The organism is Chryseobacterium lathyri (genome assembly GCF_003290185.1).
GTDB classification, from domain to species: Bacteria; Bacteroidota; Bacteroidia; order Flavobacteriales; family Weeksellaceae; genus Chryseobacterium; species Chryseobacterium lathyri.
Genome location: NZ_QNFY01000012.1, coordinates 72,154 through 98,034, shown reverse-complemented (window position 1 = coordinate 98,034; position 25,881 = coordinate 72,154). Strand labels below are relative to the sequence as shown.

Below are 25,881 nucleotides of genomic sequence, written 5' to 3'. Positions count from 1 at the left end.
ACCTCTCAAATATCCTTTGGGAGGTTTTTATATTCATTAAACATTTTGACGAGATAATTTATCTTAAATTTTCACTTAAATAAAATTCTAATTCTTCAGGGGAAATATCTTTTTTAATGATTGTTCCTGAAGAATCCAAAAGAAAGTTTGTTGGAAATTTATTAATGTTATACTGTTTAGCTCTTACACCATTTTCATCTAAAAAATGAACCCATTTCAGTTCCTTTTCCGTGATAATTTTCTCCCAATTTCCCTTATCTTTAGTTCTGTCAGTAGAAATATTTAAAATTTCGAAACCTTTATCATGATACTCTGAATATATTTCTTTGTATTTTGGAAAATCTTCTATACAGGGTTGACAATAAGAAAACCAAAAATCTACAAGAGTGTATTTCTTACCTAGCTCTGCTAAAACTTTTTTATTGTAAAAAATCAAATCAGGAAATAAACTGCCTAATACTATCTTTTCTGATCTTTTGAATTGATTATTAAATATCAATCCAACAGAAGATTTCTTAATTGAGCTGTTTAGATTATTGAAAATTTGATAGTATTTCTTGTTATATCCCTTAGATTCAAATTTTTGCACCAATTTCCAAAATATAACATAAGAATCCGGTGTTTTTTTTGACAGACTTAATAACAAAGAATCTTCATAGTGATCGAGAGTATTATATAAATTTTGTAAACTGTCTATTGTTATTTTCTCAAGTTTAAATTTTTTCCTCTCATTAATACTAAATTTAATACTATCTAATCTATTCTTTTCAGAAATATAAGACTGCATATAAGCTTCATAATTCATTTTTTCCTTATAAAGATCGTTTTTATTATCAAATATGATTTTATTTTTATCAGAATCAAAATTTATCGTATTTGTTTTTTTAGAAATATAAAAAATATCTGATATTTTAAGTACTTTATTTTTTTCAGTCTTAAATAAAAGCCGAAAAGGTCTAGGAATACCATCATTATAGTTTGGAACTTTGAAGTTGAATATATTATTCTTTATACTAGAAGAATCCCCTGTAAAGCCACCATAATATTTTTCATTAAACGTACTTATGAGTTTTAATGTTTTCTGGTACTGATTTTTAGTGTCCTTTCCAACAATAGTTAATTTATCCTGAGAAAAAAAATTAAGAGAAAAAAGAATACCTATTAATAAAAAAAAATTGCCAATCATTTAGAAATTATTTTAAAATAAAAATACAAAGAAAGGCTGAAACATAACAGCCTTTCTAATTTTTTAATTTGTTTAACAATATCTTAATTCATAACCGGCATCGCAAGACCCAGGACCTCCACACGGACCACAAGCTCCCGTAGATGTATTACAGCATTTGAATGTATCACCAGATCCGCCATCCTCACCAACTCCTACATCATAATGATTTCCTCCACCTTTTAATTCTTTAAGATCTTTTCTTGTTAATTTTTTTAAATTTTTCATAATAGATAATTTAATAATTGTGTGCCATTATTGACATTTTCAAAACTAGAAATAAAAATCAAACCGCCGTGAAATAAAACTGGTATTTTTTTGGTAAATTTCTTGCAAAATAGGTACATGTTTTTGCATATTTGCATAAAACAAGTAAAAATGATGATACAAGAAAAACTTAAAAATCTACGTAAACAAAAAGGTATATCTCAGGAAAAAATGGCTAAAATATTATCTACAGATCCTTCTAACTATTCTCGCAAAGAACGCGGAGAAGTAAGAATTCATGAAGAGGAATGGCAAAAACTAGCTGAAGCTCTTGAAGTTCCCGTTGAAGATATTAAAGAGACTGAAAGTAAGTTTTCTATAAATAATGACAATTCAACTTTTCATGATAATTCTGGAAATTATAATCAATATTTCAACATTTCCAATTCTTTATTGGAAAATCTGCAGGATTACATTTCTCTTTTAAAACATAAAGTCCAAGAATTAGAGGAAGAAATCAAAGTTTTAAAATCTTAATAAAAATATTCTCAAAAGCTCCTTTAAAATAAAATTAAGGTGCTTTAATATTTATTTCATTAATGATTCCTATAGGATATTATTTATTTTATCAATTGAAATTAAAAACTTATTTTTGGGAAATTTGAAAATTGATTATATGAAGACTAAACATCCTAAAGGCTTACCCTTCCTCTTTTTCACAGAAATGTGGGAACGTTTCGGGTATTACTTGATTCTTGGAATCTTTGTTCTTTATGTCATTGAGCCAACCGGGCTAACAGGAGGACTTGGACTTCCGGACAAAACGGCTGATGATATTTTCGGAACATACATCGCCTTGACCTATTTAACACCGTTCCTTGGAGGTTTTTTGGCTGACAGGGTTTTAGGATATATTAAATCTATTTATCTGGGCGGAATTTTGATGGCTGCAGGATATATAGGAATGGGGGTCTTCAAAGAGCTGCCTCTTTTTTATGGCTCTCTGGCATTAATCATCATTGGGAATGGCTTCTTTAAACCCACTATTTCCACACTGTTAGGAAACCTTTATTCTGAGGAACCTTATAAAGCCAATAAAGACTCCGGATATAATATTTTCTATATGGGGATCAATATCGGGGCATTTATCTGTAATATTATTGCAGCTTTTATGCGTAATAAATTCGGATGGGGTGAAGCTTTCATCACTGCGGGAGTAGGAATGCTTGTTGGTCTTGTGATCTTTACCATCGGTAGAAAACACTATATCCATGCCGCACAGATGAAGCCTGTAGAAGAAGGAGATACCAAGCTTTCTGAAATTTTAATTAAGGTTTTTGTCCCTGCCATTGCAGTGGGAGCTATTGGATGGTTCATTCCCGGAAATATCTTCGGTAGCGACAGTACAGACGCCTTTATTTTTGCCTGTATTCCTGTGATCTACTTTTATGCTTCACTATACTTTAAAGCTAAGCCAGAGGAGAAACCATCAATCGGAGCTCTACTTTCAGTGTTTCTAATCAGTATGTTCTTCTGGGCAGTTTTTAAGCAGAATGGTACGGCTTTAACAAGATGGGCCAATTATTATACGGACAGAAGTGTTCCTGCGTCACTGGAAAAACCTCTCGAGGATATTTATATGGTGGAAGGGAAAAGCTATGAAGACAAAGAGGTTCCGGTTTATGACAATCAATTCCAGTCTCAAAAGGACAAGGACGGAAAAGCCATTAAAGAAACCGGGAAGGATATCTATTTTAAAAATATCTCTGCTGAACAGCGTGCCGCCTTGGAAAGAAATCCGGAATCGAAAGTCTATCTATACAATACGGAATTATTCCAGTCTATCAATCCATTCTGGGTAATTGCTTTAACGCCTGTCATTGTAGGGCTCTGGGCTTTATTAAGAAGAAAAGGAAAAGAACCGCTTACTCCTACAAAAATTGTTTTAGGATTATTTATCTCAGGATTATCATGCCTGGTAATGGCTCTCGCCGTTATGGCAGGAGATAATGGGGCTGAAAAAGTTTCACCGTTATGGCTGGTTGCCGGTTATGGAGTAATTACTGTTGGGGAGCTCTGCCTTTCTCCAATGGGACTCTCATTCGTTTCAAAACTTTCACCGGCAAGAATTACTGCATTAATGATGGGAGGTTTCTTCTTAGCCAACTCAGTTGGTAATAAGCTTTCAGGAATCCTGGCAAGTACGTGGTACAGCTACGACAATAAGATGAATTACTTCCTGGTTAACTTTGCTTTGCTAATATTTGCGACACTTTTAGGTCTGTCAATGTTAAAAAGATTGAATAAGATCATGAGGGAAAAAGGACATTAATCCTCATTTATCATAAAGAATATCAAGCTGCAGCATCGTTCTGCAGCTTTTTTATTTAAATATAAAATTAAAACCTTGCCAAAAACTCAAAAAAAACTATATTTGTCAGTCTTAACAAAAATTAACAATAGAATGGATAATATTGAAGCATTAAGTCCGAAACCGGATGAGTTTGTAGAGAATAAGAATTCAAGGCATCCAAAAGGATTGTGGGTTCTTTTCGGAACAGAAATGTGGGAGCGTTTCAACTTTTATGGGATGAGAGCCCTTTTGACGCTCTTCATGGTAAATTCCTTATTAATAAAAGAAGCAGATGCAGCAATTATCTACGGTGGATTTTTAGCTTTATGTTATTTAACACCTCTTTTGGGAGGATTTATTGCAGATAAATATATAGGAAACAGAAATGCCATCTTAATCGGTGGATCTCTGATGGCTATCGGTCAGTTTCTATTATTTATCAGTGCCTCTACTTTCTCTGCCGATCTGGGCAGTTCCAAAATGATTATGTGGCTGGCGTTATTCGTTATCATTTTCGGTAATGGATTCTTCAAGCCGAATATTTCCTCAATGGTGGGAAGTCTTTACCCTAAGCAGGAGAAATCCAAACTGGACTCTGCATTTACCATTTTTTATATGGGGATTAACATCGGAGCATTCCTGGGACAATTTATCTGCCCTTACGTAGGAGATGTGAAAGATGCAGCTACAGGAGTAAGAGATATTTTTGCTTTCAAATGGGGATTCTTAGCCGCTTCAATTGCAATGATTATTGGAACCGTAACATTCTTTATCCTTAAAAATAAATATGTGGTAAATCCGGAAGGGAGACCTATCGGTGGATTGCCAAAGAACAATACAAGTGCAGACTTTGAAGAAGGTGAAACTCAGACCGCTAAATTCTCAGGTTTATCTTTAGGGATCACCGGAGTTATATTTGTGGTTTTATTCTTCGCTTTCCGATATTTACTGGTAGGAGAATTCGGATTTAAAGCCGTAGAGATGGGACAATTGATCAAAGGAATTATTTATCCTTTCATCTATGCGGCCGGTATTTCCCTGGCTTTCCTGATCATGAGTTCTGCAGAAAACAAGATTGAAAGACAGAGAATCTGGGTAATTTATATTGTATCCTTCTTTATCATTTTCTTCTGGGCAGCTTTCGAGCAGGCAGGATCTTCATTAACATTTATTGCTGACAACCAGACAGACAGAAACATTTTCGGATGGAATATGCCTCCTTCAATGGTTCAGATCTTCAACGGTATCTTCGTAGTTCTGTTAGCCGTTCCATTCAGTTTGACATGGGATAAATTAAGAACAAAAGGAAGAGAACCCGTATCTCCGTTCAAGCAAGCAATGGGTCTTGCATTAATTGCTCTTTCTTACTTCATTATTGCACACAACGTAAAAGATCTTGGAAATTCAGGATTATTAGCAATCAAATGGCTAATGCTTCTTTATTTCATCCAGACTTGTGGTGAGCTTTGCTTATCTCCAATCGGTCTTTCATTGGTAGGAAAACTAGCTCCAAAAAGATTTGCATCATTATTATATGGAGTATTCTTTATTTCCAATGCTGCAGGGTATGCATTGGCAGGTTCATTGGGAGCTCTTATCCCTGCTACAGGTGATAAATTCACAAAAGCACAGGAAATAGGCATAAACCTTCAGGACGTTTTAGATAAAAAAGTAACGTTGACTGCTGAACAGACAGCAGCATTTGAGAAAGCTCAGTTACCATTGCACAATCCTACATTTGCAGGATTTGAGATCCACAACCTATTCGAATTCTTTATGGTATTCGTAGTACTTTGTGGTATCGCAGCTGTTATTTTAGGTTTGATCTCTCCAATCTTAAAGAAAATGATGCACGGTGTAAAATAACCGCATCAATAAAATACAACAAAACCTCTGCAAAGTCAGAGGTTTTTTTTATTTTCGTATGATGGAAATTTCCGAAGATTCTTTATTTCAATCCGTAAAGGAAATTATTAGGCAGTCGCGCGAAAAAGTGTTTCGGATCGCGAATTCTACTTTACTGCTCACTTACTGGCAGATCGGAAAACTGATCGTAGAAAATGAACAGCAGGGAAAAGAACGCGCCGAATACGGAAAGAAAACCTTAAAAAATCTTTCTAAAAAACTTTCTCTGGAGTTTGGAAAGGGTTTCGACTATACAAACCTTTCCAATATGCGCAAATTTTACACAGCTTTCCCAATTGTTGACACATTGTCTCTACAATTGAGCTGGTCTCATTACAGATTACTTTTCGGACAGGATGATAAATCAAAAAGAAACTATTATCTTAATGAAGCTGTACAAAATAACTGGAACGTACGGGATTTGAAAAGACAAATCAATTCACTTGCCTACGAAAGAGTTCTGGAACATAAAAAATCCCCGACAGAAAATATCCACAGTGTTTTAAAAGACCCTTACATTTTTGAATTCTTAGGTTTAACACCGGATCAAAAATTTTCTGAAAAAGAAATTGAAACCGCCATCATTGATCATATTCAGAAGTTTCTTCTGGAATTCGGGAAAGGATTTGCTTTTGTAGCAAGACAACAGCATATTTCTACAGATACATCCGATTTTTATATCGACCTTGTTTTTTACAATTATATTCTGAAATGCTTTGTCATTATTGACCTTAAAACCGGAGAACTCTCCCATCAGGACATCGGACAGATTGATATGTATGTACGAATGTATGATGATCTGAAACGCGGAGAAGGTGATAATCCGACGATAGGAATTTTACTGTGTTCAGAAAAAGACGAAACCATTGTAAAATATTCCGTTCTGAATGACAAAAACAATCTCTTTGCGAGCAAATACCTCCTCTACCTTCCAAAAGAAGAAGAATTAAAAGAAATCATAGACCAGGACAGAATCCGTTTTGAACTGGACCAAAACAACAATAAACAACCCTAATTAAAACAATCATATACAATTATGAGCTTAACTCTAGATGAAATACAAAATTTCAAAGGAAAATACCCCAGACAGATCTGGAGCCTGTTTTTCTCTGAAATGTGGGAGCGTTTCTGTTTTTACGGAATGCGCGGAATGCTGGTTTTCTTTATGATCTCCCAGCTTAATTTCCATGAAAAAGAAGCTAACCTTCAATACGGCGCTACCCAGGCATTCGTATATGCCTTTACTTTCGTGGGCGGCCTTTTTGCAGATAAAATCCTCGGATTCAGGAAATCTCTCTTTTGGGGCGGGCTACTGATGATCGTTGGAAGCCTGATTCTGGCAACTGATCCACATAAATTCTTTTTCTTAGGAATTGCATTCACTGTGGTAGGAACAGGTTTCTTCAAACCGAATATTTCATCTATGGTTGGACAGCTTTACAAACCTAATGATTCAAGAGCAGATGCAGGTTTTTCTCTTTTTTACGCGGGAATCAATCTGGGAGCTTTATTGGGTGGTTATTTATGCATCGCTATCGGTAAAGGAGAAATTCTAAGCGGTATTATTTCAGAAGCCATGAGATGGAACGTCGCTTTCGGTCTGGCCTCCGTGGTAATGGTAATAAGCCTTATCAATTTCATTTTCACTCAGAAAAGAATGGGAACAATAGGTCTTCAGCCAGGGCATCCTTTGGCAGAAGTAAAAGCTGCTCCAATCCCAAAATGGAAAGAATATGGAGTTTATATTTTATCTCTTATTTTCGTACCAATTATCATGAAGATGGTTGCCAAAACGGAATATACAGATTATTTTATGTGGACCATCGGGCCTTTGACACTGATCTACCTATTCTATGAAATGTCAAAAGTAACCGCATCAGAGCGTAAAAAACTTTGGGCAGCTTTAGTTTTCATTATTTTCTCGATCCTATTCTGGGGAATCTACGAGCAAAGTGGTGGGTCATTAAGTATTTTTGCAGCTAAAAATCTGAATAAAGACCTTCTTGGATTAGATCCGAACGGTGTAAATAACTCAGGAGGAGCCTTTTTTATTATTTTCCTTGCGCCGCTTATCGGGCTTCTATGGATATGGCTGAATAAAAGAAAAATTGAACCCAATACTATCGTTAAATTTGGATTAGGATTTATTTTTCTGGGAATCGGGTATTATGTTTTATTTGCAACAAGACTTTTTGCGGACCTTCAGGGAATAACATCGCTGAATTTTTTCACGTTGGCATTATTGATCATCACTCTTGGAGAATTATGCCTGTCACCAATAGGATTGTCTATTATGACTAAACTTTCCACCAAAAATCTTCAGGGAATGATGATGGGAATGTGGTTCCTGGCCTCAGCTTACGGACAGTATGTTGCCGGGATTATCGGTGCCGGACTTGCTACAGCAAAAGAGGGATCTACTAACTATGATGCTTTGATCACTTATACTGATGGATATAAACAATTGGGATTATACGCGGTAATTGCCGGTGTGGTATTAATTTTGATATCTCCGTTCGTAAAAAAATTAATGCAGGATGTAAAATAGAATAAGCTATATTATGCTTATTTTTACGTAAATATCAAATTATGAAAAAAATTATAAGCATAATGCTCTTATTTTTAGTAAGTTTCAGCTTTGCTCAGATAAAATGGATGACTATTGAAGAAGCTTTAAAGGCTCAAAAGGAAAATCCAAAAAAAATCCTGATCGATTTTTATGCAGACTGGTGCGGACCATGCAAAATCATGGATAAAAAAACATACGGTCACGAAATTATCGCCAAAATCTTAAATGAGAATTACTATCCGGTAAAATTTAATGCTGAAGAAAAACAATCTATTGATGTTTTCGGAAGAACATTTTCCAATGATAATACTGAACATAAAAAAGGAAGGAATTCTTTGCACGAATTCACCCAATATATGAACGTCGGCGCTGTTCCAAGTACTGTATTTCTGGACGAGAAAGGCGGACCTATCACAATCCTTCAGGGAGAATTGTCGGCCAAAGAACTTGAACCTTATTTGGAATTTATTTCGAAAGATCTCTTCAAAAAGATCCGTACCAGGGAACAGTGGGAAGATTACCAGAAAAAATTTAAATCCAAAATCAAAGATTAAACTATACAGCGGCTTTCAAAAATTGAGAGCCGCTTTTTTTTGATTTTAAGCTCAATATTTTCGGTGAAAAATTTTAATCTTAAGCCTATTTTCCCGAAATTAGGGCTCATTTTTAAAATGACTTTAGATACTTCTATAGAATATGTAAAAGGCATAGGTCCCGAAAGAGCCAAACTCATCAAGAATGTGTTGGGCCTGTCAACCGTTGACGACCTTCTGAACTTCTACCCTATCCGTTATCTGGATAAAAGTAAAGTATTTAAAATTTCTCAACTCGAGGAAAGTAGTATTGAGTTACAGCTTAAAGGAAGAATCACACAGGTACAGGAGATTCAGACCGGGAAGGTAAAAAGACTTTCTGCAAAATTCAATGATGATACCGGAACGATGGATCTGGTATGGTTTCAGTATTCAAAATGGCTGAAAGAACAGATTCCGATCAACCGTGAAGTTTATATTTTCGGAAAGATTAATGTTTTTAATCGTCAGTTCTCCATGCCTCATCCGGAAATTGAAGCCGTGGAAAATAAAGAAAGTGACACCCGTCTGAAACCTATTTATCCAAGTTCTGAAAAGCTCACTAAAAGAGGTTTGAATCAAAGATTTTTCCAGGTTGTCTTAAGGAATATCTGCAAAGAGATCCCCAACCTTATTGAAGAAAATTTCCCTGATTATATGATGAAAGCATTTAAGTTTTTATCAAGGCAGCATACTTTTTTAAATATTCATTTTCCAAAGGATATGAAACATTTTGAAAAAGCTGATAACAGACTGAAGTTTGAAGAGTCCTTCTTTTTTCAATTAGGTTATGCCCTCAAAAAGCTTCATCATAAAACCCATTCACCGGGAAATCCGTTTCCTGTTGTGGGTGACCATTTTAATGGTTTCTATAATCATCATATCCCTTTTGATCTTACCAATGCACAGAAAAGAGTTTTAAAGGAAATCCGGCTGGACATGAAAAGGCCTATTCAGATGAACAGGCTTCTCCAAGGTGATGTGGGATCCGGAAAAACCATGGTTGCATTGCTTACCATGCTGATTGCTATGGATAATGGTTTTCAGAGTTGCATAATGGCTCCTACTGAAATCCTTGCACAGCAGCATTATAATGGAATTAAAGACCTTTTAACAGAAACAGGGATCAATATCCGTCTTCTGACGGGTTCCACCAAAACTTCAGAAAGAAAGATCATTCACGAAGAGCTGGAAGACGGAACATTATCGATATTGGTAGGAACGCACGCGGTTCTGGAAGATAAAGTGAGATTTAAAAACCTTGGGCTGGCTATCATTGATGAGCAGCACAGGTTTGGTGTGGCGCAAAGGGCAAAATTATGGGCAAAAAATAGAATTCCTCCGCATATTCTGGTGATGACGGCAACTCCTATCCCAAGGACCCTGGCAATGAGCTTTTACTCTGACCTGGATGTCTCCGTGATCGATGAAATGCCTATGGGAAGAAAGCCTATCATTACTGCCCACCGACGTGAGAAAGACAGAACGTATGTGTATAATTTCTGCAGAGACGAAATAAAAAAAGGAAGACAAGTTTATTTTGTATATCCGTTAATTGAGGAATCAGAAACTTTGGATTATAAAAATCTGATGGAAGGGCTCGATCATGTGATGAATGCGTTCTCCGATTACAATACCACAATGCTGCACGGTAAAATGAAACCTGCTGAAAAAGATATCGCCATGAATTATTTTGCCTCGGGTAAAGCTGAGATTATGGTAGCTACCACCGTGATTGAGGTAGGGGTTAACGTTCCTAATGCTTCTGTAATGGTGATAGAAAGCTCAGAAAGATTCGGGCTTTCGCAGCTTCACCAGCTTCGGGGGCGTGTTGGGAGAGGAGCAGAGCAGAGCTACTGCATACTTATGACTTCTGATAAATTATCGAAGGAAAGCAGAACCCGCATCAAAACGATGACGGAAACTAATGATGGATTCAAGATTTCTGAAGTGGATATGCAGCTCAGAGGTCCCGGAGATATTCTGGGAACACAGCAGAGTGGCGTTGTAGATTTTAAAAGACTTGATCTTGTGAATGATTCCGCCATTATAAAAACCACAAAAAATACAGTTGATAAAATCCTGGAGGCAGATCCACATCTGATAAATCCAGACAATCTGATCATCAAAAATTATTACCTGAAACACTACAGGGGAAAGAATAAGTGGAGCAAAATTTCATAAAAAAACCGCGAAAAGAAAATCTCTCCGCGGCCCCCTTATAAAACTGTTATTTAGAAGAAATTACTTTTAGTCTGCTTAAAAAATTTATTTTAATAGTAGGAACTAATATCTGATTGGGTTTGAAAATATTTATAGGTATTTAAATTCTCAGCCCTGACTATTAAAATAAATTAAAAAAACAAAATGAATTATTTTTCCAACTTGCTTATTATAAAAACTAACTGTTTCAAGTTGAAGGAGTGGGAATGAAACGAATAAATACCCTTCAACTCTCTTAAGTTTTCATGATTGTACCGTTTTGTTTAAAGATCTTCTATGCTTTATAGCTGGAAATAAACATAATTCATTTTGTTAAACTAACATTGTGACTTATATCTTACTTTCTAAATGAAATAATCTATTTTCTACCATCCATTGCTTTTTTATATAGCTAATTTGTGTTCCAAAGTTTACATTTACAAAATTGATGATATTGCGTGGAATTCTTATTATATTATTTTAATTATTAATTATACAATTTTCACTTTTATGTGAATAGTATGCGCTGAATATTATCACTTATTTAAAAAATAAACATCATAAAACCTTTATCCATCATACTTTCATAATAAAATTATCTTTGTTCAGACCTGAAGAATGATACTGCCAGTTTACGGTAATAATTTCTGTAAGTGATTTTTTAAGACCATCATAAGTCTCAGGCTTTCTCATAAAAATATTGCCTCCGTTAACGAAGATTTCTTCTGTTTCGTTTTCGGAAATCTGGCCGGCGTATACTGCAATTATGATGTTGCTGAATCCATGATTTATTTTAATTTCTCTCAGGCATTCCATACAGCTTTTCCCTGAAATATCATACTTAATGAATATTACTTCAGGAATAATTGCACCATTGCTGCTCAAATATTTCATAAGATCATCTCCGTCCGAGAAAAACTGTGATTTCACCCCTATCTTTAAATCTCTGAAAATATTTTTAAAGAATATAATATTACCCTCATCATCATCTACTGTGATTACATTCAGATATTCTTTATTCATACAGCGTTTTTGAATTTATATTAATACTTTGGTTTTCCCTTCTTTTTATAATGGTTTTATGAAACTGAGAAGGTGTGATGCCGGTTGTATTTTTGAATTGGGTGCTCAAATGAGCCACACTTGAATAATTCAGTTTATGGGCAATCTCTGTCAGGCTCTGCTTATTATCCAGAATCAGCTCCTTGGCATACTCTATTTTCTGAAGGATGATGAAGTTTTCTATTGAGGTGTAGGCAACCTCAGAAAAAAGATTGGAAAGATATCCATAACTGTGGTTCAGTTTTTCAGCAATATAAATAGATGCTTTAACAGGAACAGCGTTTTCAGAGAAAACAAGCTCTACAATCGCATCTTTTATTTTCTGTACTAAAGCCGTTTTCTGGCTTTCAATAATCTCTATGCCGTAATCTTTAAGATTTTTCTTAAAAAGATTATGCTGCTCTTGGGTAATGGGTTCATAGAACTCCACTTCACCAAAGTTCAGCAGGCGGTATTTTAGCCCGTGCTCTTTTAGCTTCTCATCCAACACTTTCTTGCAGAGAGCATTGAAATCAAATTTTACATACATTTTCATCCTGATATAAGTGTGTCAAATTTCGAAGTAAATATAATAATTTATTTCATTTAAAAGTGAAATAGGTTATTAATTTTTAACATAATATATAAAAAAAGAAAAACTCCTGCATATTGAATACAGGAATTAAACACTAAGGATGAAAAAAATATACTGATAAAAAGCTGCAAAAGCTCAAAACCAAGCATATGAATGTATTATTGAAAGTGATTTGGTTCTGTTACAAAGATGGAATAAAAAAAAACATCACTTGTTATAGAATTAAAATTAAATGTTACAGAATTTTAAGTCAATTATTTGTGAAATACATATTCCATTAAATAATCATCCATAAAATAATTATCGCCTATATCCAAAACCACCTCATCATATACTCTATACCCTTGAGATTCATAGAATTTTTTAGCAGAATTTTCTTTATTAACATTTAAAATAATCCTTTCATCTCCGCTTTCAGAAACTCTATCTTTCAAAAAATTCAATGTTTCTTTTCCAAATCCTTTTCCTTTGCTTTCCGGCACCAGATAAATACGGTGAAGTTTTGTAGTTCCCACTTCATAATTATTCTCATAACCGATAAAGCCTTCAAAAGAACTATTACCCTCATCAAAAATCAGGTAATAATGATAATCCGGATTCTGAAGCTGACTGAGAATTTCTTCTTCTGAATACATTTTCTCCAACATATAATCTATTTGTTCCTGAGAAATAATCCCCGTATAAGCACTTTCCCATGATCTTTTGGCCAAATTCCGTATCAACGGAATATCCTTTTCTGTTGCTGCTGTTAATTTCATATTTTTTGATTAAAAAAAGTGAAAAGCCGGAACTTTTCACCTGTTATTTTATTGTTAATGGCCAATGGTGAATTTTGCTTTGCAAGTGAATGGGCAATTTTAAACCGTACATTTAAAAATTCACCATTGACTATTCACTATTCACATCTTTTAAATTTTCGCCATTTCAGCTTTAATTTTCGCGTAAAGACCTTCTGAAGCAGGAACTAAAGGAAGTCTCAGATAGTTTTTAATAATTCCTTTTTCTGTAAGGATTACCTTGATTCCGCAAGGATTTCCTTCTGCAAAAATCAGTCTTGTAATTTCTACCAGCTTATTATGAATATCATAAGCTTCCTTCACTTTTCCATCAAAGGCCAGCTGGACCATGGTAGAAAATTCTTTCGGATACCCCTGCCCTATTACAGAGATTACTCCGTCTCCTCCCGCTAAAGTCACAGGAAGGGTATATTCATCATCTCCGGAAACCAATGAAAATCCTTCAGGTTTCTTTCTCAAAATATCAAAATACTGAAGAATATTGGGTGCCGCTTCTTTGATCATGAATAGATTCGGGAATTCATTGGCCAAACGAATAGTGGTATCAGCCTCAACATTCTGACCTGTTCTTGACGGAACATTGTAAATAATGACATTTTTTCCGGTAGATGCCAGCATTTTATAGTGCTGGTAAAGGCCTTCCTGATTAGGTTTATTGTAATATGGAGATACCGAAAGTACGGCATCAAATGCAGAAAGATCTGCTTCTTCAATCTGTTTCTTTACTTCAAGAGTATTATTTCCGCCAATTCCCAAAACCAGGGGGAGGCGTTTATTATTAACCTTAATGATATGCTCAATTACCTGTTTCTTCTCCTCTTCAGAAAGTGTTGCAGCTTCTGCTGTAGTTCCCAAAACAACCAAATAATTGGTTCCGTTTTCGATATTATACTCAACAAGTTTTGTTAAACTATCGAAATCAACGGATAAATCTTCATTAAAGGGTGTTACCAACGCAACACCTACTCCTTTTAAAATGCTCATCTGTTAGAATTATTTTTTTCAAATTTAATAATTTACGATAAGAATTTATAATAAATAATAATGTTTTATTATACATATAATTATATTTGCATATACTAAAAGATATTATGACATCGCTATGATCGAAGTTGTTTACAAAACACTATAATTAATGGTGATTACATATGATCTTAAAAAAAATAATTTGCAACATATGAAAAATAAATTCTTGTTATTAGGAATTGCTCTGGCCACATTTACTGCCTGCAAAACAGCATCTACACTGCAGTTGGCACAAGTTCAGCCTCAGAAAAACATTTCTATTAATAATGAGCTAAAGAATGATGAGGAGTTTGTAAAAGTTATTGAACCCTATAAGCAAAAACTGGACAAAGAGATGAATCAAAAGATCTCCCACACCAGTATAGATCTTACAAAACAGGGTGATAACAGTAATCTGGGCAATCTTTTGGCCGACTATACCTTTGAAGGTGCCGATGCATGGACGAAAAAGAATCTTAATAAAAGTGTAGATGCTGCCCTGATCAATATCGGCGGAATACGTACTACAATTGGAAAAGGAGATATTCTTCTGAAAAGTGTTTTTGAAGTAATGCCTTTCGAAAATGAAGTGATCATTGTAAAAATGAAAGGATCGGATCTGCAGGGACTTTTTGATTATTATGCAAAAACTCAGGTCAATAATCCTGTTTCTCATTTATATATTGAAACCAATAACGGGCAGCTTACCAAATCCCAGATTAATGGGAAGCCAGTAAATCCTGATCAGGATTATTATATCGCTACTTCAGATTATCTGGCACTTGGCGGAGATAATATGAAATTCTTTTCCAAAGGGGAATCTATTTCTACAGGAATCAGATTAAGGGATCTTTTCATTGAATATTTCAGAAAAACGTCTGAAGTAGTTCCAAATACAGATGTTCGTTTAAATTTTATCGGTAAGAAATAATGGATAGAAAAAGTTTTTTAAAAGTAATAGGTAGCGGATCTTTAGCAGCAGCTTTAGCTCCCAATATGATGATGGCAGAAGAATTGAAATTCAATCCTTTTCAATCTGAAAATAAACTCACCATTCTTCATACCAACGATCAACATAGCAGAATAGAGCCTTTTGACGCAAGCTATACCAAAAATCCCAATCAGGGAGGATTTGCAAGAAGGGCAAGCTTGATACAGCAGATCAGAAGCCAGGAAAGCAATGTTCTTCTTCTGGATTCCGGTGATATTTTTCAGGGCACTCCTTATTTTAATTTCTTTGGGGGCGAACTGGAATTTAAGCTGATGTCTATGATGAAGTATGATGCTTCAACAATGGGAAATCATGATTTTGACAATAGCCTGGACGGTTTCCTGAAAGTTCTTCCTAATGCAAAATTTCCATTTATCTGTTCAAACTATGATTTTAAAAATACAGTTCTGGATGGAAAGACCTCACAGTATAAGATTTTTAATAAAAATGGAATAAAAGTCGGAATTTTCGGAGTAGGTATTCAGCTGGACGGCCTTGTGGGCAAGAAGCAGTATGGTGAAACCGTATATTCAGATCCTGTAGATGTAGCACAACATTATTCCAATTTTCTGAAAAACGAACAAAAATGTGATCTTTTGATCTGCCTTTCTCATATCGGCTATGATTATAAAGATGAACCCAATAAAGTAAGCGACAAAATTCTGGCTGCCAAAACAGAAAATATTGATATTATCCTGGGTGGGCATACCCATACTTTTTTACCTGAACCGCAGACGTTTACCAACAGACAGGGTAAAAATGTTCTGGTAAATCAGGTAGGATGGGCAGGTCTTCTTCTTGGCAGAATAGACTTTTACTTTGATGCAAATAAAAATGTAAAGCATATTTCCTGGAACAACCAGATCATAGACAGCAGCATAACCGTATAATATGAAAAAACTCTCTTTAATCTCTCTTGGTATTTTAGCATCCCTGCAGTTCGTGAATGCGCAGGTGATTTCGTCAAAAAAATGGACGGATCTTTTTTCTTATAACAATGTCTTGGCTATGAAAGAAGACAATGGGAAAATAATTGCCGCTACTGAAAACGGGATATTTTACTATACCATTTCAACCGGAGAGATGACCAAGCTGTCAAAAGCTAACGGACTCCATGACGTTAATATATCCGCCTTCGACTATAACCCACAAACTAAAATAGGTGTAATAGGATATGCAAACGGTTCTATGGATGTGATTACCCCGCAGGAGATCAAATATATTGTTGATATTCCTATCGCAACCGGCTATAACGGAAGCAAAAGAATCAATCATATTTCAATTACAGGGGATCAGGCTGTAGTATCTGTAGGCTATGGAGTTTCTATATTTAACATTAACAAAAAAGAATTCGGAGATTCTGCATTCTTTGTAACCGGTGGTGTATATGAAGCCAGCAACGAAGCAACCCTATTTGGAAACAAAGTATATTCTGTAACCAATACCGGCCTTAAAAGCCACGAAATGAACACTACATTTCCGGTATTCTCTACCTGGTCGACAGAAATTCCCGGATCTTATAAACATATTGACGCTGAATCCTCTCTTATATTTTCATCCGCCACCTCAGCATTTATCTACAATAACGGTACGGGCACTCCGCTTCCGGCAAGTTTCGGAAACATCCAGGATATTGTTATCAATTCAAGCAACATTATAGTAACAGACAGCAGAATATATACATTCGGACTAAACGGAGTATCTTTAGGCGCTGTAAGTATGGGGGAAGATTGCAACACAGCCATAACAGCTAACGGAAAGGTATACGGCGGAACAATACTGTCGGGAATAAAGGAAGAAAGTGGTACTACTTATAAACCATCAGGTCCATATTCAAATTCTTCATACAAGATCAATCTGTATGACAATAATCAAATGCTGGTGTCTTCCGGATCAAGACTGAACAGATACAATCAGCCAGGAGATAATCCTAAAAAACCCGGATTTTATTATTTTAACGGATCAGAGTGGCTTCGATCATCTTTTTTTTCAACAACTTCCGCTCCAATCAATGTACTGGATGCTGTATTCAACCCGGCTAATAACAATGAAGTATTTTTTACGAATTATACAACTACTGCCCAGGGAGTTTATAAAATGAAATATAATGCCAGCAGTAAAGATTTTGATTTTGTGAAGCGCTATGATCTGGGATCTCCGGGTGATTATTCACACCGCCCCGTAGGTTTCGCTACAGACCCGCAAAATAATCTTTTTGTTTCTTTTGGGTTCAACTATGGAAGTCCTTCCATTGGAATCTATGATAGAGGAACTGATGATTTTGTGATAAAAAAATTCGGAATAACAAGTGATGGTGTACAAACTCCTGTCTATTATGAGAATATGCTGTGGATCCCAACCCCGAGAAGCAATAATTTTATAGTTTACGATTATAAAAATGCGACCAATCTTTCTGATGACACTGATTACATATTACAAGATACCAACGGATTCGCAGGAAATGCAAGAGGAACCTTATCAGTAGCTTTTAGTAAATCAGGAGATGCCTGGATAGGTAGTGACAGCGGTTTAAGAATATTAACCAATGCTGCTACAGGAATAAAAAATCCGGATCCGAAAGTGGAACCAATCATCATAGAACAGGGCGGGCTTGGAGAAGAACTTTTCAGAGATGCCCAAATACAGCAGATAGAAGTAGATGCCGGGGATTATAAATGGATTTCTATAGACGGTGGTGGTGTATATTACCTTTCTTCCGACGGACAGCAGACTATAAAACATTTTACAAAAGAAAACTCCCCTCTTCCAACCAATTCCGTTACTGATATAAAGGTAGACAGAAAAACAGGAAAAGTATATTTTGTAACGTTTAACGGTATTGTAGCTTATCAGGGGGATGTAGCAGATGTGACTGCCAACTTCGGGAATGTGGTAGTCTATCCTAATCCTGTAGTCTATTCAAACTTTAAAGGAAAAGTTACTATTAAAGGGCTTGCAGAAAAAACAAATATCAGAATTGCTGATGCGGCAGGAAATGTAATACATTCTGCAGTAGCCAGAGGAGGTTATTATGAATGGGATCTTAACAACATGAAAGGGAACAGGGTAGCTTCAGGTATTTATTTTGTATTGATGACCAATGAAGACGGTTCAGATAAAGCTACTGCAAAAATAGCTGTGGTTAATTAATGAATTCACAAAACGGATTTTTATTATCATTCATAAAATACGGTGAAAATGATGCAGTTCTGCATTGTTTTACAGAAGACGAAGGCTTTCAGACCTATTTCGTAAAGGGGATTTATTCCAAAAGAAATAAAAAGAAAGCTCTGCTTCAGCCTTTGAGTATGCTCAGCTTTACCATTAATCCTGCAAGAGGCAACGGAATTCCTTCAGTCTCAAGATTTGAGTTGGTAAAGAACTATGATATGTATATGGATATCAAAGCCAATACAGTCATATTCTTCATCTCAGACTTTCTGAATCAGGTTTTAAGACACGAAAATAAAAATCCAAATCTATTTTTCAGTATCGATGAATTTGTCAATGAACTGGCCGGCAAAAATTATCAGTGCCATCTTCTTTTCTTAATTACGGTATTGAAAATTCAGGGAGTAGCTCCTTTGATCAATGACGGCCAATATTTAGATCCCGAGACAGGAACATTCTCTGTAACTCCTTCTCATCAGTTGTTTACCGAAGAAATATCAGCCATCTGGAAAACAGCCATCGGCTCAGAAAATCTTTATGCAACAAAGATACACCCCTCATTAAGAAAAGATTTTTTGGATAGTCTTCTGGTCTATTACCATTATCATATTACAGACTTTAAAATACCGACATCGCTGGAGGTTATCCAGCAGATTTTTGAATAGTCTGAGGGTAAGGAATGTTGAACTCCCAGCCATTATCCCTTTGCCTCTTCAGGCATTTCCGTTTCAGATTCTGCTATTTCTTTTTTGGAGAATCTTGGCTGCAAAATCTTTGCAATAAGGCCCGTCCATCCTGTTTGATGGGAAGCTCCTACTCCTCTTCCATTATCCCCATGAAAATATTCGTAGAATAAAATATAGTCTTTAAAATCCGGATCAGTCTGAAATCTTTCATACTGGCCGTTGACCGGACGTTTTCCGTTTTCATCCATTAAAAAAATTTTAGATAGCCTTTTACTTAACTCATCTGCAATCTGGTCCAGGTTGGAATAGTTTCCGCTTCCGGTAGGATATTCCACCAGAAAATCGGGGCTGTAATAGAAGAAAAACCGCTGAAGACTCTCAATAATCAGAAAATTGATTGGAAACCAGATTGGTCCGCGCCAATTGCTGTTTCCCCCAAAAAGACTGCTGTCACTTTCCGCAGGAGTATATTTTACACAATAATCTGCTCCGTTCAAATTCAAGGTATAGGGATTCTGTTCATATTCTTTCGACAATGCCCGCACTCCATACTCGCTTAAAAACTCTTCGGGATTCAGCATTCTTTTGAGCAGCCTTTTTAACCGATGGCCACGCAACAGCGACAGAAGATGTTTGGAATCCTGTCCCTTCACTTCCCATCTTGATACCAGGGAAGCCAGTTCCGGTTTGTTTTCAAGAACCCATTTCATTCTCTTTTTAAAATTGGGCAGATTTTCGATCATTTCATCATCAATTACCTCTACGGCAAACATAGGTATCAGTCCCACGATAGTTCTCAATCTTAAATACATATGATTACCATCGCTGGAAGAAATAGCATCATAGAAAAATTCATCTTCCTGATCCCAAAGACTGAAATCCTCATCCCCCATATTATCCAGTGAATTGGCAATGGAAAGGAAGTGCTCAAAAAACTTCATCGCCATTTCTTCATACACATTGTTATACAGTGCCAGCTCAAGGGCAATTCTCATCATATTCAGGGCAAACATGGCCATCCAGCTTGTTCCGTCCGATTGTTCCAGCTGTTCACCATTCGGAAGCGTCGTGTTTCGGTCAAAAACTCCGATATTATCAAGACCTAAAAAGCCTCCTTCAAAAATATTATTACCATTATTATCTTTTTTGTTGACCCACCATGTAAAATTCATGAGCAGCTTCTGAAATGCACTTTCCAGGAATTCAATATCAGGTTTCCCTTTGATATATTCATCAATTTTAAAAACCCTAAAAACCGCCCAGGCATGAACCGGAGGATTCACATCGCTGAAATTCCATTCATAGGCAGGAAGCTGTCCGTTAGGATGCATATACCATTCAAACAGGAAAAGTTTCAACTGGTACTTTGCAAAATCCGGGTCAATTAACGAAAAACTGATCGTATGAAATGCCAGATCCCATGTCGCATACCACGGATATTCCCACTTATCGGGCATAGAAATGATATGCTCATTATTAAGGTGCTTCCATTCAAAATTTCTGATCTTCTCTCGGGATTTTGGAGGCGGCATTTCTGCAGGATCTCCTTTCAGCCACTTTTCTACATTATAGTGATAAAACATTTTGTTCCAGAGCATTCCGGCAAAAGCCTGCCGTTGGACCAATTTTTCATCTTCTGATTCTATACCTTTCTGAATTTCAGCATAAAACTCATCCGCTTCTTTTTTCCTCACATCAAAAATATCTTCAAAATCAGCAAATGGATCTTTTAAGTCCTTATCCGTCATTCTGAATTCAAAAGTTCTTGTTTCTCCGGCTTGCAGGATTTCATCAAGAAGAAAAGAAGCCTTAGTTCCGGTACTCTGGGGATTTACGGACTGGGAATTTCCATTAATAACAAAATCATTGATTCCATCTTTACAGTATTTTGATTCGTTGGCCGACTGATAAAGTTTTTCGGTATTGGTTTCATTATCACAAAACAGGGTCTTCAGAGACTGCCTGGCATATACATTTTTGATTTCAATATTTTTGTGGTTAACCGAAATATGCCGCGCATCTTCGCTGCCCAGTTGTGGCTTATAGCTATCATAACCCCATTTCCAGGTATTCCTGAACCAAAATGTCGGCAGTATGACAATAGGAGCTTCATTCTGAGATTTGTTGATTATTGTAAGCCTGATCAAAATATCATGCTCACTTTCTTTAGCATATTCAATAAAGAGATCAAAATATTCATTCTGATCAAAGATTCCTGTATCAATCAGTTCATATTCCGGTTCATTCTTATTTCTTTCTGCATTGACTTTTAAAAGATCTTCATAAGGGAAAGCATTCTGAGGATATTTGTACAGCATCTTCATATAAGAATGAGTAGGTGTGGAATCCAGATAGTAAAAATATTCTTTTACATCTTCCCCGTGGTTTCCCTGTCCGTTGGTAAGACCAAAGAAACGCTCTTTCACCATTTTATCTTTTTTATTCCAGAATCCTATAGAAAAAACCAACTGCTGAAGGTCGTCACAGATCCCGCAAATACCCTCTTCACCCCAACGATAGTTTTTGGCTTCTGCAGTATCATGAGTGGTATAATTCCATGCATCCCCAGTTTCGCTGTAATCTTCACGGACTAGTCCCCACTCACGGTTGCTGACATAAGGACCCCATTTCTTCCATAATATTTCTGAAAGTCGTTGTTTTTCGGACATGTGTAGTTTTTTTGTAAAATTTATTGATGAATAGAGATAAAGAATAAAGAGGAAAGACTTAAGACGTGAGACGTCAGATTTTCAAACTATTAAAATAGAAACTTTAATTACTAACAACAAGCAAACTAGCAACCATTTCACTCTCAAACCCTAAAACTCTCATGCTCTCGAACCCCGAAGCCCGCACCACGTCTACCCTCCTGTAGAAAAGCTCTCGAAAGTGGTCATCGCTCCGTCTACAAAAATGCTGGTTCCTGTGATATAATCAGCCAGGTCACTTGCTAAAAAGGCAGCTAAGTTTCCAATATCCTGTGGCTGCCCGATTCTGTTGTAAGGAATAAGATTCAAGAGTGAGTTCAAAGCCTGAGGAGTACTCCAAGCATCTTTATTGATCGGTGTTTGGATAGCACCGGGACAGATAGAATTGACACGGATCTTATCTGCTCCATATTCCTGTGCAAGGGTTTGCATCAGCATTCTTATGGCTCCTTTACTCGCCGCGTAATTGGCATGGCCTGCCCAAGGAATAATTTCATGTACCGAACTTATATGAATGATTTTTCCGCAGGCAATGGAACGGGACGGATCTATACCACGACGCAGAAATTCTTTTATGGCTTCGCGTGCGCAGAGAAACTGTCCGGTAAGATTCACTCCTATCACCGCATTCCACTGGTCGAGGGTCATTTCAGTAAATTTCGAGTCTTTTTGAATTCCGGCATTATTGATCAGAATGTCTACCGTTCCGAATTGTGAAACCGTATCCTGAAACATTTTGATAACCTGATCTTCTTTGGAGACATCACATTGGTAAGTTATTCCGTTTCCGCCTGCATCTGTAATTTCTTTTAAGACAGCCTGTGCCTCATCTGTTGATCTTTCTGAAGAATGATTGACAATAACCGTCGCCCCCGCGGAAGCCAGAGATTTTGCAATTCCTGAACCTATTCCGCTGGAAGCTCCTGTAACGACAGCTACCTGATTATGAAGTGATATTTCCATATTTTATGATTTGATGTTACTCAAAGTTATGGAAACAATTCAGCAGGATGGAATTTTTGAATTTAAAATTTTCTTAAAATTTTTTATACATCAGATACTGGGGACCGCTTCTTCCCATGCTGGTTTTACCGTCGTACAGATAACCTGCTTTCAGGTAGATATGATATGCTGAAACATTTTTCTGATTAACCGCAAGAACAATTTCATCACAATCCGGAAAATTTTCTTTGACAAATCCATCCACTTTCTGCATGGCTTCTTTCCCGATTCCTTTTCCCTGTAAGCCAGGATTTATAGACAAAGATCTTAGTAAAACAGATTTTTCGTTGTCTGTAAGATCCAGCTTATCTTCCCCGAAATCCAGGACAAAAAAACCTGCAGGTTTTTCATTTTCAAAAATGGTAACGGCGAATGCTTTACCATCATTCCTCTCTTTTATCCTATCCAAAGCTTTTTTTACCGTTGAAGTATACTGCTCCTGATTTTCATCCAGAGCATAATCAAGTTCCGTGAAATCGGATTCTTTAAAAAACTCTAATCTGACCATATTCTTAATGATGATAAATATCCTGATACATTACACCGGCTCTGATCTCAACCGGAAGCTTATTTTCCTCAGGAACGATCGGACAGTTGTAATCGTAGGCATTGTACGCACAGTAAGGCTGATAGGATTGATTGAAATCCAGGATAATGGTATTTCCCTTTGGAATCTTCAGATCCATATATTTTCCGCCACCGTAGGTTTCTTTTTCGTTGGTAGCATCCCGGAAGGGTAGAAATAAATAGTCTTTATATTTTTTCTGCTTAATCAGATCAAGGCTTTGATACAAGGTCAGTGTATAGGACTTTCCGTCCAGCTGAAATGTTGCTTTTCCATATTCCTTATAAGATTTCGTTTTACCGGAAGAAGTTGGAAGCTCAAAAGGTCTGGCATTTTTTGTTTTACTAAATTTAGCGGTGACCATATATTTTAAATCTACCGGAAAGAACGGATGCCCTTTAAAATTGGTAAAGTTATCTCCACGCAAAGGCGTTTCCTTTGGGTTAAGATATTCTGCATTGAGATCTTCCTGAAACTTCCTGATTTCCATGATCTCTTTTGAGACCATTTTTTGAGAAAAGATAAAAAGCGGAAACAGCAGGAACAGTAAAATATATTTTTTCATGATTTTTTCAAAAACTATGAGTAAAACTATGAATTTTCCATGGCATGAAAAGTTAAAATTATAATAAAAACATACAATCTGTTTTAAATAATCCGTCCTCCAATTTCTTTAGCATATTTTTTGCCCCCTACAGAGCACATGGACAGAAAGAAATTCATTAAGACAGGCATTCTCGCGGTATCAGGTTTTTATTTCCTTAATTCTAATATGTTTCAGGCCGTAGAGCCCAGAAAAGGAAAACTGGAAAAGGAAACTATAAACGCCCCCATACTTATTATTGGCAGCGGGTACGGAGGTGCTGTTTCTGCCCTTCGGCTCTGTGAAGCCGGAAAAAAGGTCATTATGCTGGAAATGGGCCTCAACTGGGAAAAATCAGGGATTCCATTTTCAAATATGCTGAAACCGGGGAAAAGTGCTGCATGGCTGAAAAAAAAGACCATCGCGCCATTCATGAATATTTTTTCTCTGACTCCTTTTACAGGAACCCTGGACAGAATGGATTTTGAAAATATCAATATCTGGGTTGGCAGAGGCGTTGGTGGCGGCTCTCTTGTCAATGGCGGAATGGCAGTAACTCCGAAGGAAAGTTATTTTAAAGAAGTATTTCCTGATCTGGATGCTGAAAAGTTCTATAATCACTATTTTCCTTTGGTACACAAAGAACTGAAGGTAAATGTTATCGGTGAGCAGTTTTTAAAGGATTGTCCTTATTATAAATTTACGAGAGTGGGTGAAGCAGAAGCCCATAAAGCAGGCTTTAAAACCGTGCGGGTTCCGAATGTCTATGACTTTCAGTATATGGAAAAGGAATACAGAAATGAAGTCCCCCGCTCTGCTTTTAACACGGAAGTAATCTATGGAAATAATCACGGAAAGAACAGTCTGGATAAAACGTATCTTAAAAAAGCCCTGGAAACCGGAAATCTTGAGATCCTGGACCTTCACTGTGTTGAAAATATTAAACTTAATGATGATAAAACCTATACTTTAGAAGTTCAGCAAACCGATACTTCAGGAACTGTAATTTCTGATAAAGTATTCAATTGCAGAAAGTTGATTCTGGCTGCCGGAACAATGGGAACTTTAAAACTGCTGCTACATTCTCATGCAGTTCATGGTTTTCCTATTCACGAACAGGTTGGAAAAAACTGGGGGAATAACGGTAATTTCATGACCGGAAGAAACTGGGTAAAACCACTTTCGGGTGGAACAGGTTCCAAACAATCGACCATTCCTGTGGGTGGTATAGATAACTGGGATGATAAGGAACATCCTTTTTTTACAGAAATCGCTCCGCTTCCGATGGGAATGGATGTGGCAACGGCATTGTATCTGCTGATCAACCGGGTGGATAAAAAGGGAGAGGTTTCTTATGACAACACAAAGAAAAACCTCAGTTTGGACTGGAACCAGAATCATACAGCTAAAATGAGGGAGAATGCTGATTATTTCATAAAAAAGATGAACAGAGCCAATGGCGGAACGAGAAGCCATTTCTTATTTAATAACGGTTTCGGTGCAGATGTGTGCTACCATCCATTGGGCGGCTGTGTTTTGGGTAAAGCTACGAATGAATACGGAAAATTAAAAGATCATGACAATCTTTATGTTCTGGATGGATCTTTGATTCCGGGAACTATTGGTGTCAATCCGTTTGTGACAATCACCGCCATTGCAGAATACTGTATGGAAAACCTGATCACGCAGAATGAATTTGCCTGA

At 36.4% G+C, this 25,881-nt stretch carries 22 protein-coding genes; 12 read left to right on the top strand and 10 right to left on the bottom strand.

Annotated features, from left to right (window positions below):
* Nucleotides 1-58 precede the first annotated feature (58 nt).
* The gene (locus tag DRF61_RS16975; protein ID WP_111959170.1) at nt 59-1,186 is read right to left on the bottom strand and encodes a TlpA family protein disulfide reductase; all 1,128 of its coding nucleotides are present in this window, start codon (nt 1,184-1,186) and stop codon (nt 59-61) included.
* Nucleotides 1,187-1,258: 72 nt separating this feature from the next.
* A complete protein-coding gene (locus DRF61_RS16970) occupies nt 1,259-1,453 on the bottom strand; it encodes a bacteriocin-like protein (RefSeq protein ID WP_111959168.1) in 195 nt (64 codons plus the stop codon).
* Nucleotides 1,454-1,603: 150 nt separating this feature from the next.
* Here DRF61_RS16970 and DRF61_RS16965 point away from each other — a divergent pair, with 150 nt between their 5' ends.
* The 7 genes from DRF61_RS16965 to recG all read left to right on the top strand — a co-directional run bounded on the left by DRF61_RS16965 (nt 1,604) and on the right by recG (nt 11,015).
* The gene (locus DRF61_RS16965) at nt 1,604-1,969 is read left to right on the top strand and encodes a helix-turn-helix domain-containing protein (RefSeq protein WP_307724889.1); all 366 of its coding nucleotides are present in this window, start codon (nt 1,604-1,606) and stop codon (nt 1,967-1,969) included.
* 139 nt (nt 1,970-2,108) lie between these two features.
* Complete coding sequence (locus DRF61_RS16960; protein WP_111959166.1) at nt 2,109-3,764, top strand: peptide MFS transporter; 1,656 nt, start codon at nt 2,109-2,111, stop codon at nt 3,762-3,764.
* A gap of 132 nt (nt 3,765-3,896) precedes the next feature.
* Nucleotides 3,897-5,651 (top strand): peptide MFS transporter, encoded by a 1,755-nt coding sequence (locus DRF61_RS16955; RefSeq protein WP_111959164.1) that lies wholly within the window; start codon nt 3,897-3,899, stop codon nt 5,649-5,651.
* A 58-nt stretch (nt 5,652-5,709) separates the two neighbouring features.
* Nucleotides 5,710-6,705, top strand: coding sequence for a PDDEXK nuclease domain-containing protein (locus DRF61_RS16950; RefSeq protein ID WP_111959162.1), 996 nt, complete (start codon nt 5,710-5,712; stop codon nt 6,703-6,705).
* A gap of 21 nt (nt 6,706-6,726) precedes the next feature.
* A complete protein-coding gene (locus tag DRF61_RS16945; RefSeq protein WP_111959160.1) occupies nt 6,727-8,238 on the top strand; it encodes a peptide MFS transporter in 1,512 nt (503 codons plus the stop codon).
* A 41-nt stretch (nt 8,239-8,279) separates the two neighbouring features.
* Nucleotides 8,280-8,813: a thioredoxin family protein gene (locus DRF61_RS16940; RefSeq protein WP_111959158.1), complete on the top strand. Its 534-nt coding sequence runs from the start codon at nt 8,280-8,282 to the stop codon at nt 8,811-8,813.
* A 117-nt stretch (nt 8,814-8,930) separates the two neighbouring features.
* The gene (gene recG, locus DRF61_RS16935) at nt 8,931-11,015 is read left to right on the top strand and encodes an ATP-dependent DNA helicase RecG (RefSeq protein WP_111959156.1); all 2,085 of its coding nucleotides are present in this window, start codon (nt 8,931-8,933) and stop codon (nt 11,013-11,015) included.
* Between the two features lie 594 nt (nt 11,016-11,609).
* Here recG and DRF61_RS16930 read toward each other — a convergent pair.
* The 4 genes from DRF61_RS16930 to dapA all read right to left on the bottom strand — a co-directional run bounded on the left by DRF61_RS16930 (nt 11,610) and on the right by dapA (nt 14,450).
* Nucleotides 11,610-12,056: a response regulator gene (locus DRF61_RS16930; protein ID WP_111959154.1), complete on the bottom strand. Its 447-nt coding sequence runs from the start codon at nt 12,054-12,056 to the stop codon at nt 11,610-11,612.
* Nucleotides 12,049-12,630 (bottom strand): helix-turn-helix domain-containing protein, encoded by a 582-nt coding sequence (locus DRF61_RS16925; RefSeq protein WP_111959152.1) that lies wholly within the window; start codon nt 12,628-12,630, stop codon nt 12,049-12,051. Before DRF61_RS16925 ends, DRF61_RS16930 begins: the two co-directional genes overlap by 8 nt.
* Before the next feature lie 293 nt (nt 12,631-12,923).
* Entirely contained in the window at nt 12,924-13,427 is a 504-nt protein-coding gene (locus DRF61_RS16920) for a GNAT family N-acetyltransferase (protein ID WP_111959150.1), read from the bottom strand.
* A 150-nt stretch (nt 13,428-13,577) separates the two neighbouring features.
* The gene (gene dapA / locus DRF61_RS16915; RefSeq protein WP_111959147.1) at nt 13,578-14,450 is read right to left on the bottom strand and encodes a 4-hydroxy-tetrahydrodipicolinate synthase; all 873 of its coding nucleotides are present in this window, start codon (nt 14,448-14,450) and stop codon (nt 13,578-13,580) included.
* A 193-nt stretch (nt 14,451-14,643) separates the two neighbouring features.
* Between dapA and DRF61_RS16910 the strand changes: the two genes are divergently transcribed.
* The 4 genes from DRF61_RS16910 to recO are packed head-to-tail and all read left to right on the top strand — an operon-like array spanning nt 14,644 to nt 19,298.
* Nucleotides 14,644-15,402, top strand: a complete 759-nt coding sequence (locus tag DRF61_RS16910; RefSeq protein WP_111959307.1) for a 5'-nucleotidase C-terminal domain-containing protein — start codon at nt 14,644-14,646, stop codon at nt 15,400-15,402.
* A complete protein-coding gene (locus tag DRF61_RS16905; protein WP_111959145.1) occupies nt 15,402-16,352 on the top strand; it encodes a bifunctional metallophosphatase/5'-nucleotidase in 951 nt (316 codons plus the stop codon). Before DRF61_RS16910 ends, DRF61_RS16905 begins: the two co-directional genes overlap by 1 nt.
* 1 nt (nt 16,353) lies before the next feature.
* Nucleotides 16,354-18,612 (top strand): type IX secretion system anionic LPS delivery protein PorZ, encoded by a 2,259-nt coding sequence (porZ, locus tag DRF61_RS16900; RefSeq protein ID WP_174772334.1) that lies wholly within the window; start codon nt 16,354-16,356, stop codon nt 18,610-18,612.
* On the top strand, nt 18,612-19,298 hold the full coding sequence (gene recO / locus DRF61_RS16895; protein ID WP_111959143.1) for a DNA repair protein RecO: 687 nt from the start codon (nt 18,612-18,614) through the stop codon (nt 19,296-19,298). The genes porZ and recO overlap by 1 nt, the downstream gene beginning before the upstream one ends.
* A gap of 32 nt (nt 19,299-19,330) precedes the next feature.
* Here the strand turns inward: recO and DRF61_RS16890 are convergent, their stop codons facing one another.
* The 4 genes from DRF61_RS16890 to DRF61_RS16875 form a co-directional block, all read right to left on the bottom strand.
* Nucleotides 19,331-21,988, bottom strand: a complete 2,658-nt coding sequence (locus DRF61_RS16890) for an MGH1-like glycoside hydrolase domain-containing protein (protein WP_111959141.1) — start codon at nt 21,986-21,988, stop codon at nt 19,331-19,333.
* A 192-nt stretch (nt 21,989-22,180) separates the two neighbouring features.
* Entirely contained in the window at nt 22,181-22,990 is an 810-nt protein-coding gene (locus DRF61_RS16885; RefSeq protein ID WP_111959139.1) for a glucose 1-dehydrogenase, read from the bottom strand.
* A 73-nt stretch (nt 22,991-23,063) separates the two neighbouring features.
* Entirely contained in the window at nt 23,064-23,537 is a 474-nt protein-coding gene (locus DRF61_RS16880; RefSeq protein WP_111959137.1) for a GNAT family N-acetyltransferase, read from the bottom strand.
* Between the two features lie 4 nt (nt 23,538-23,541).
* A complete protein-coding gene (locus tag DRF61_RS16875) occupies nt 23,542-24,159 on the bottom strand; it encodes a DUF1684 domain-containing protein (protein ID WP_111959135.1) in 618 nt (205 codons plus the stop codon).
* Between the two features lie 138 nt (nt 24,160-24,297).
* On the opposite strand from DRF61_RS16875, the gene DRF61_RS16870 reads away from it, so the two are divergent.
* Nucleotides 24,298-25,881: a GMC family oxidoreductase N-terminal domain-containing protein gene (locus DRF61_RS16870; protein ID WP_111959133.1), complete on the top strand. Its 1,584-nt coding sequence runs from the start codon at nt 24,298-24,300 to the stop codon at nt 25,879-25,881.

Bases quoted from the DNA above. Each gene is read 5' to 3' on its own strand.
- DRF61_RS16975 (WP_111959170.1), bottom strand. From the start codon at position 1,186: ATGATTGGCAATTTTTTTTTATTAATAGGTATTCTTTTTTCTCTTAAT.
- DRF61_RS16970 (WP_111959168.1), bottom strand. From the start codon at position 1,453: ATGAAAAATTTAAAAAAATTAACAAGAAAAGATCTTAAAGAATTAAAA.
- DRF61_RS16965 (WP_307724889.1), top strand. From the start codon at position 1,604: ATGATGATACAAGAAAAACTTAAAAATCTACGTAAACAAAAAGGTATA.
- DRF61_RS16960 (WP_111959166.1), top strand. From the start codon at position 2,109: ATGAAGACTAAACATCCTAAAGGCTTACCCTTCCTCTTTTTCACAGAA.
- DRF61_RS16955 (WP_111959164.1), top strand. From the start codon at position 3,897: ATGGATAATATTGAAGCATTAAGTCCGAAACCGGATGAGTTTGTAGAG.
- DRF61_RS16950 (WP_111959162.1), top strand. From the start codon at position 5,710: ATGATGGAAATTTCCGAAGATTCTTTATTTCAATCCGTAAAGGAAATT.
- DRF61_RS16945 (WP_111959160.1), top strand. From the start codon at position 6,727: ATGAGCTTAACTCTAGATGAAATACAAAATTTCAAAGGAAAATACCCC.
- DRF61_RS16940 (WP_111959158.1), top strand. From the start codon at position 8,280: ATGAAAAAAATTATAAGCATAATGCTCTTATTTTTAGTAAGTTTCAGC.
- recG (WP_111959156.1), top strand. From the start codon at position 8,931: ATGACTTTAGATACTTCTATAGAATATGTAAAAGGCATAGGTCCCGAA.
- DRF61_RS16930 (WP_111959154.1), bottom strand. From the start codon at position 12,056: ATGAATAAAGAATATCTGAATGTAATCACAGTAGATGATGATGAGGGT.
- DRF61_RS16925 (WP_111959152.1), bottom strand. From the start codon at position 12,630: ATGAAAATGTATGTAAAATTTGATTTCAATGCTCTCTGCAAGAAAGTG.
- DRF61_RS16920 (WP_111959150.1), bottom strand. From the start codon at position 13,427: ATGAAATTAACAGCAGCAACAGAAAAGGATATTCCGTTGATACGGAAT.
- dapA (WP_111959147.1), bottom strand. From the start codon at position 14,450: ATGAGCATTTTAAAAGGAGTAGGTGTTGCGTTGGTAACACCCTTTAAT.
- DRF61_RS16910 (WP_111959307.1), top strand. From the start codon at position 14,644: ATGAAAAATAAATTCTTGTTATTAGGAATTGCTCTGGCCACATTTACT.
- DRF61_RS16905 (WP_111959145.1), top strand. From the start codon at position 15,402: ATGGATAGAAAAAGTTTTTTAAAAGTAATAGGTAGCGGATCTTTAGCA.
- porZ (WP_174772334.1), top strand. From the start codon at position 16,354: ATGAAAAAACTCTCTTTAATCTCTCTTGGTATTTTAGCATCCCTGCAG.
- recO (WP_111959143.1), top strand. From the start codon at position 18,612: ATGAATTCACAAAACGGATTTTTATTATCATTCATAAAATACGGTGAA.
- DRF61_RS16890 (WP_111959141.1), bottom strand. From the start codon at position 21,988: ATGTCCGAAAAACAACGACTTTCAGAAATATTATGGAAGAAATGGGGT.
- DRF61_RS16885 (WP_111959139.1), bottom strand. From the start codon at position 22,990: ATGGAAATATCACTTCATAATCAGGTAGCTGTCGTTACAGGAGCTTCC.
- DRF61_RS16880 (WP_111959137.1), bottom strand. From the start codon at position 23,537: ATGGTCAGATTAGAGTTTTTTAAAGAATCCGATTTCACGGAACTTGAT.
- DRF61_RS16875 (WP_111959135.1), bottom strand. From the start codon at position 24,159: ATGAAAAAATATATTTTACTGTTCCTGCTGTTTCCGCTTTTTATCTTT.
- DRF61_RS16870 (WP_111959133.1), top strand. From the start codon at position 24,298: ATGGACAGAAAGAAATTCATTAAGACAGGCATTCTCGCGGTATCAGGT.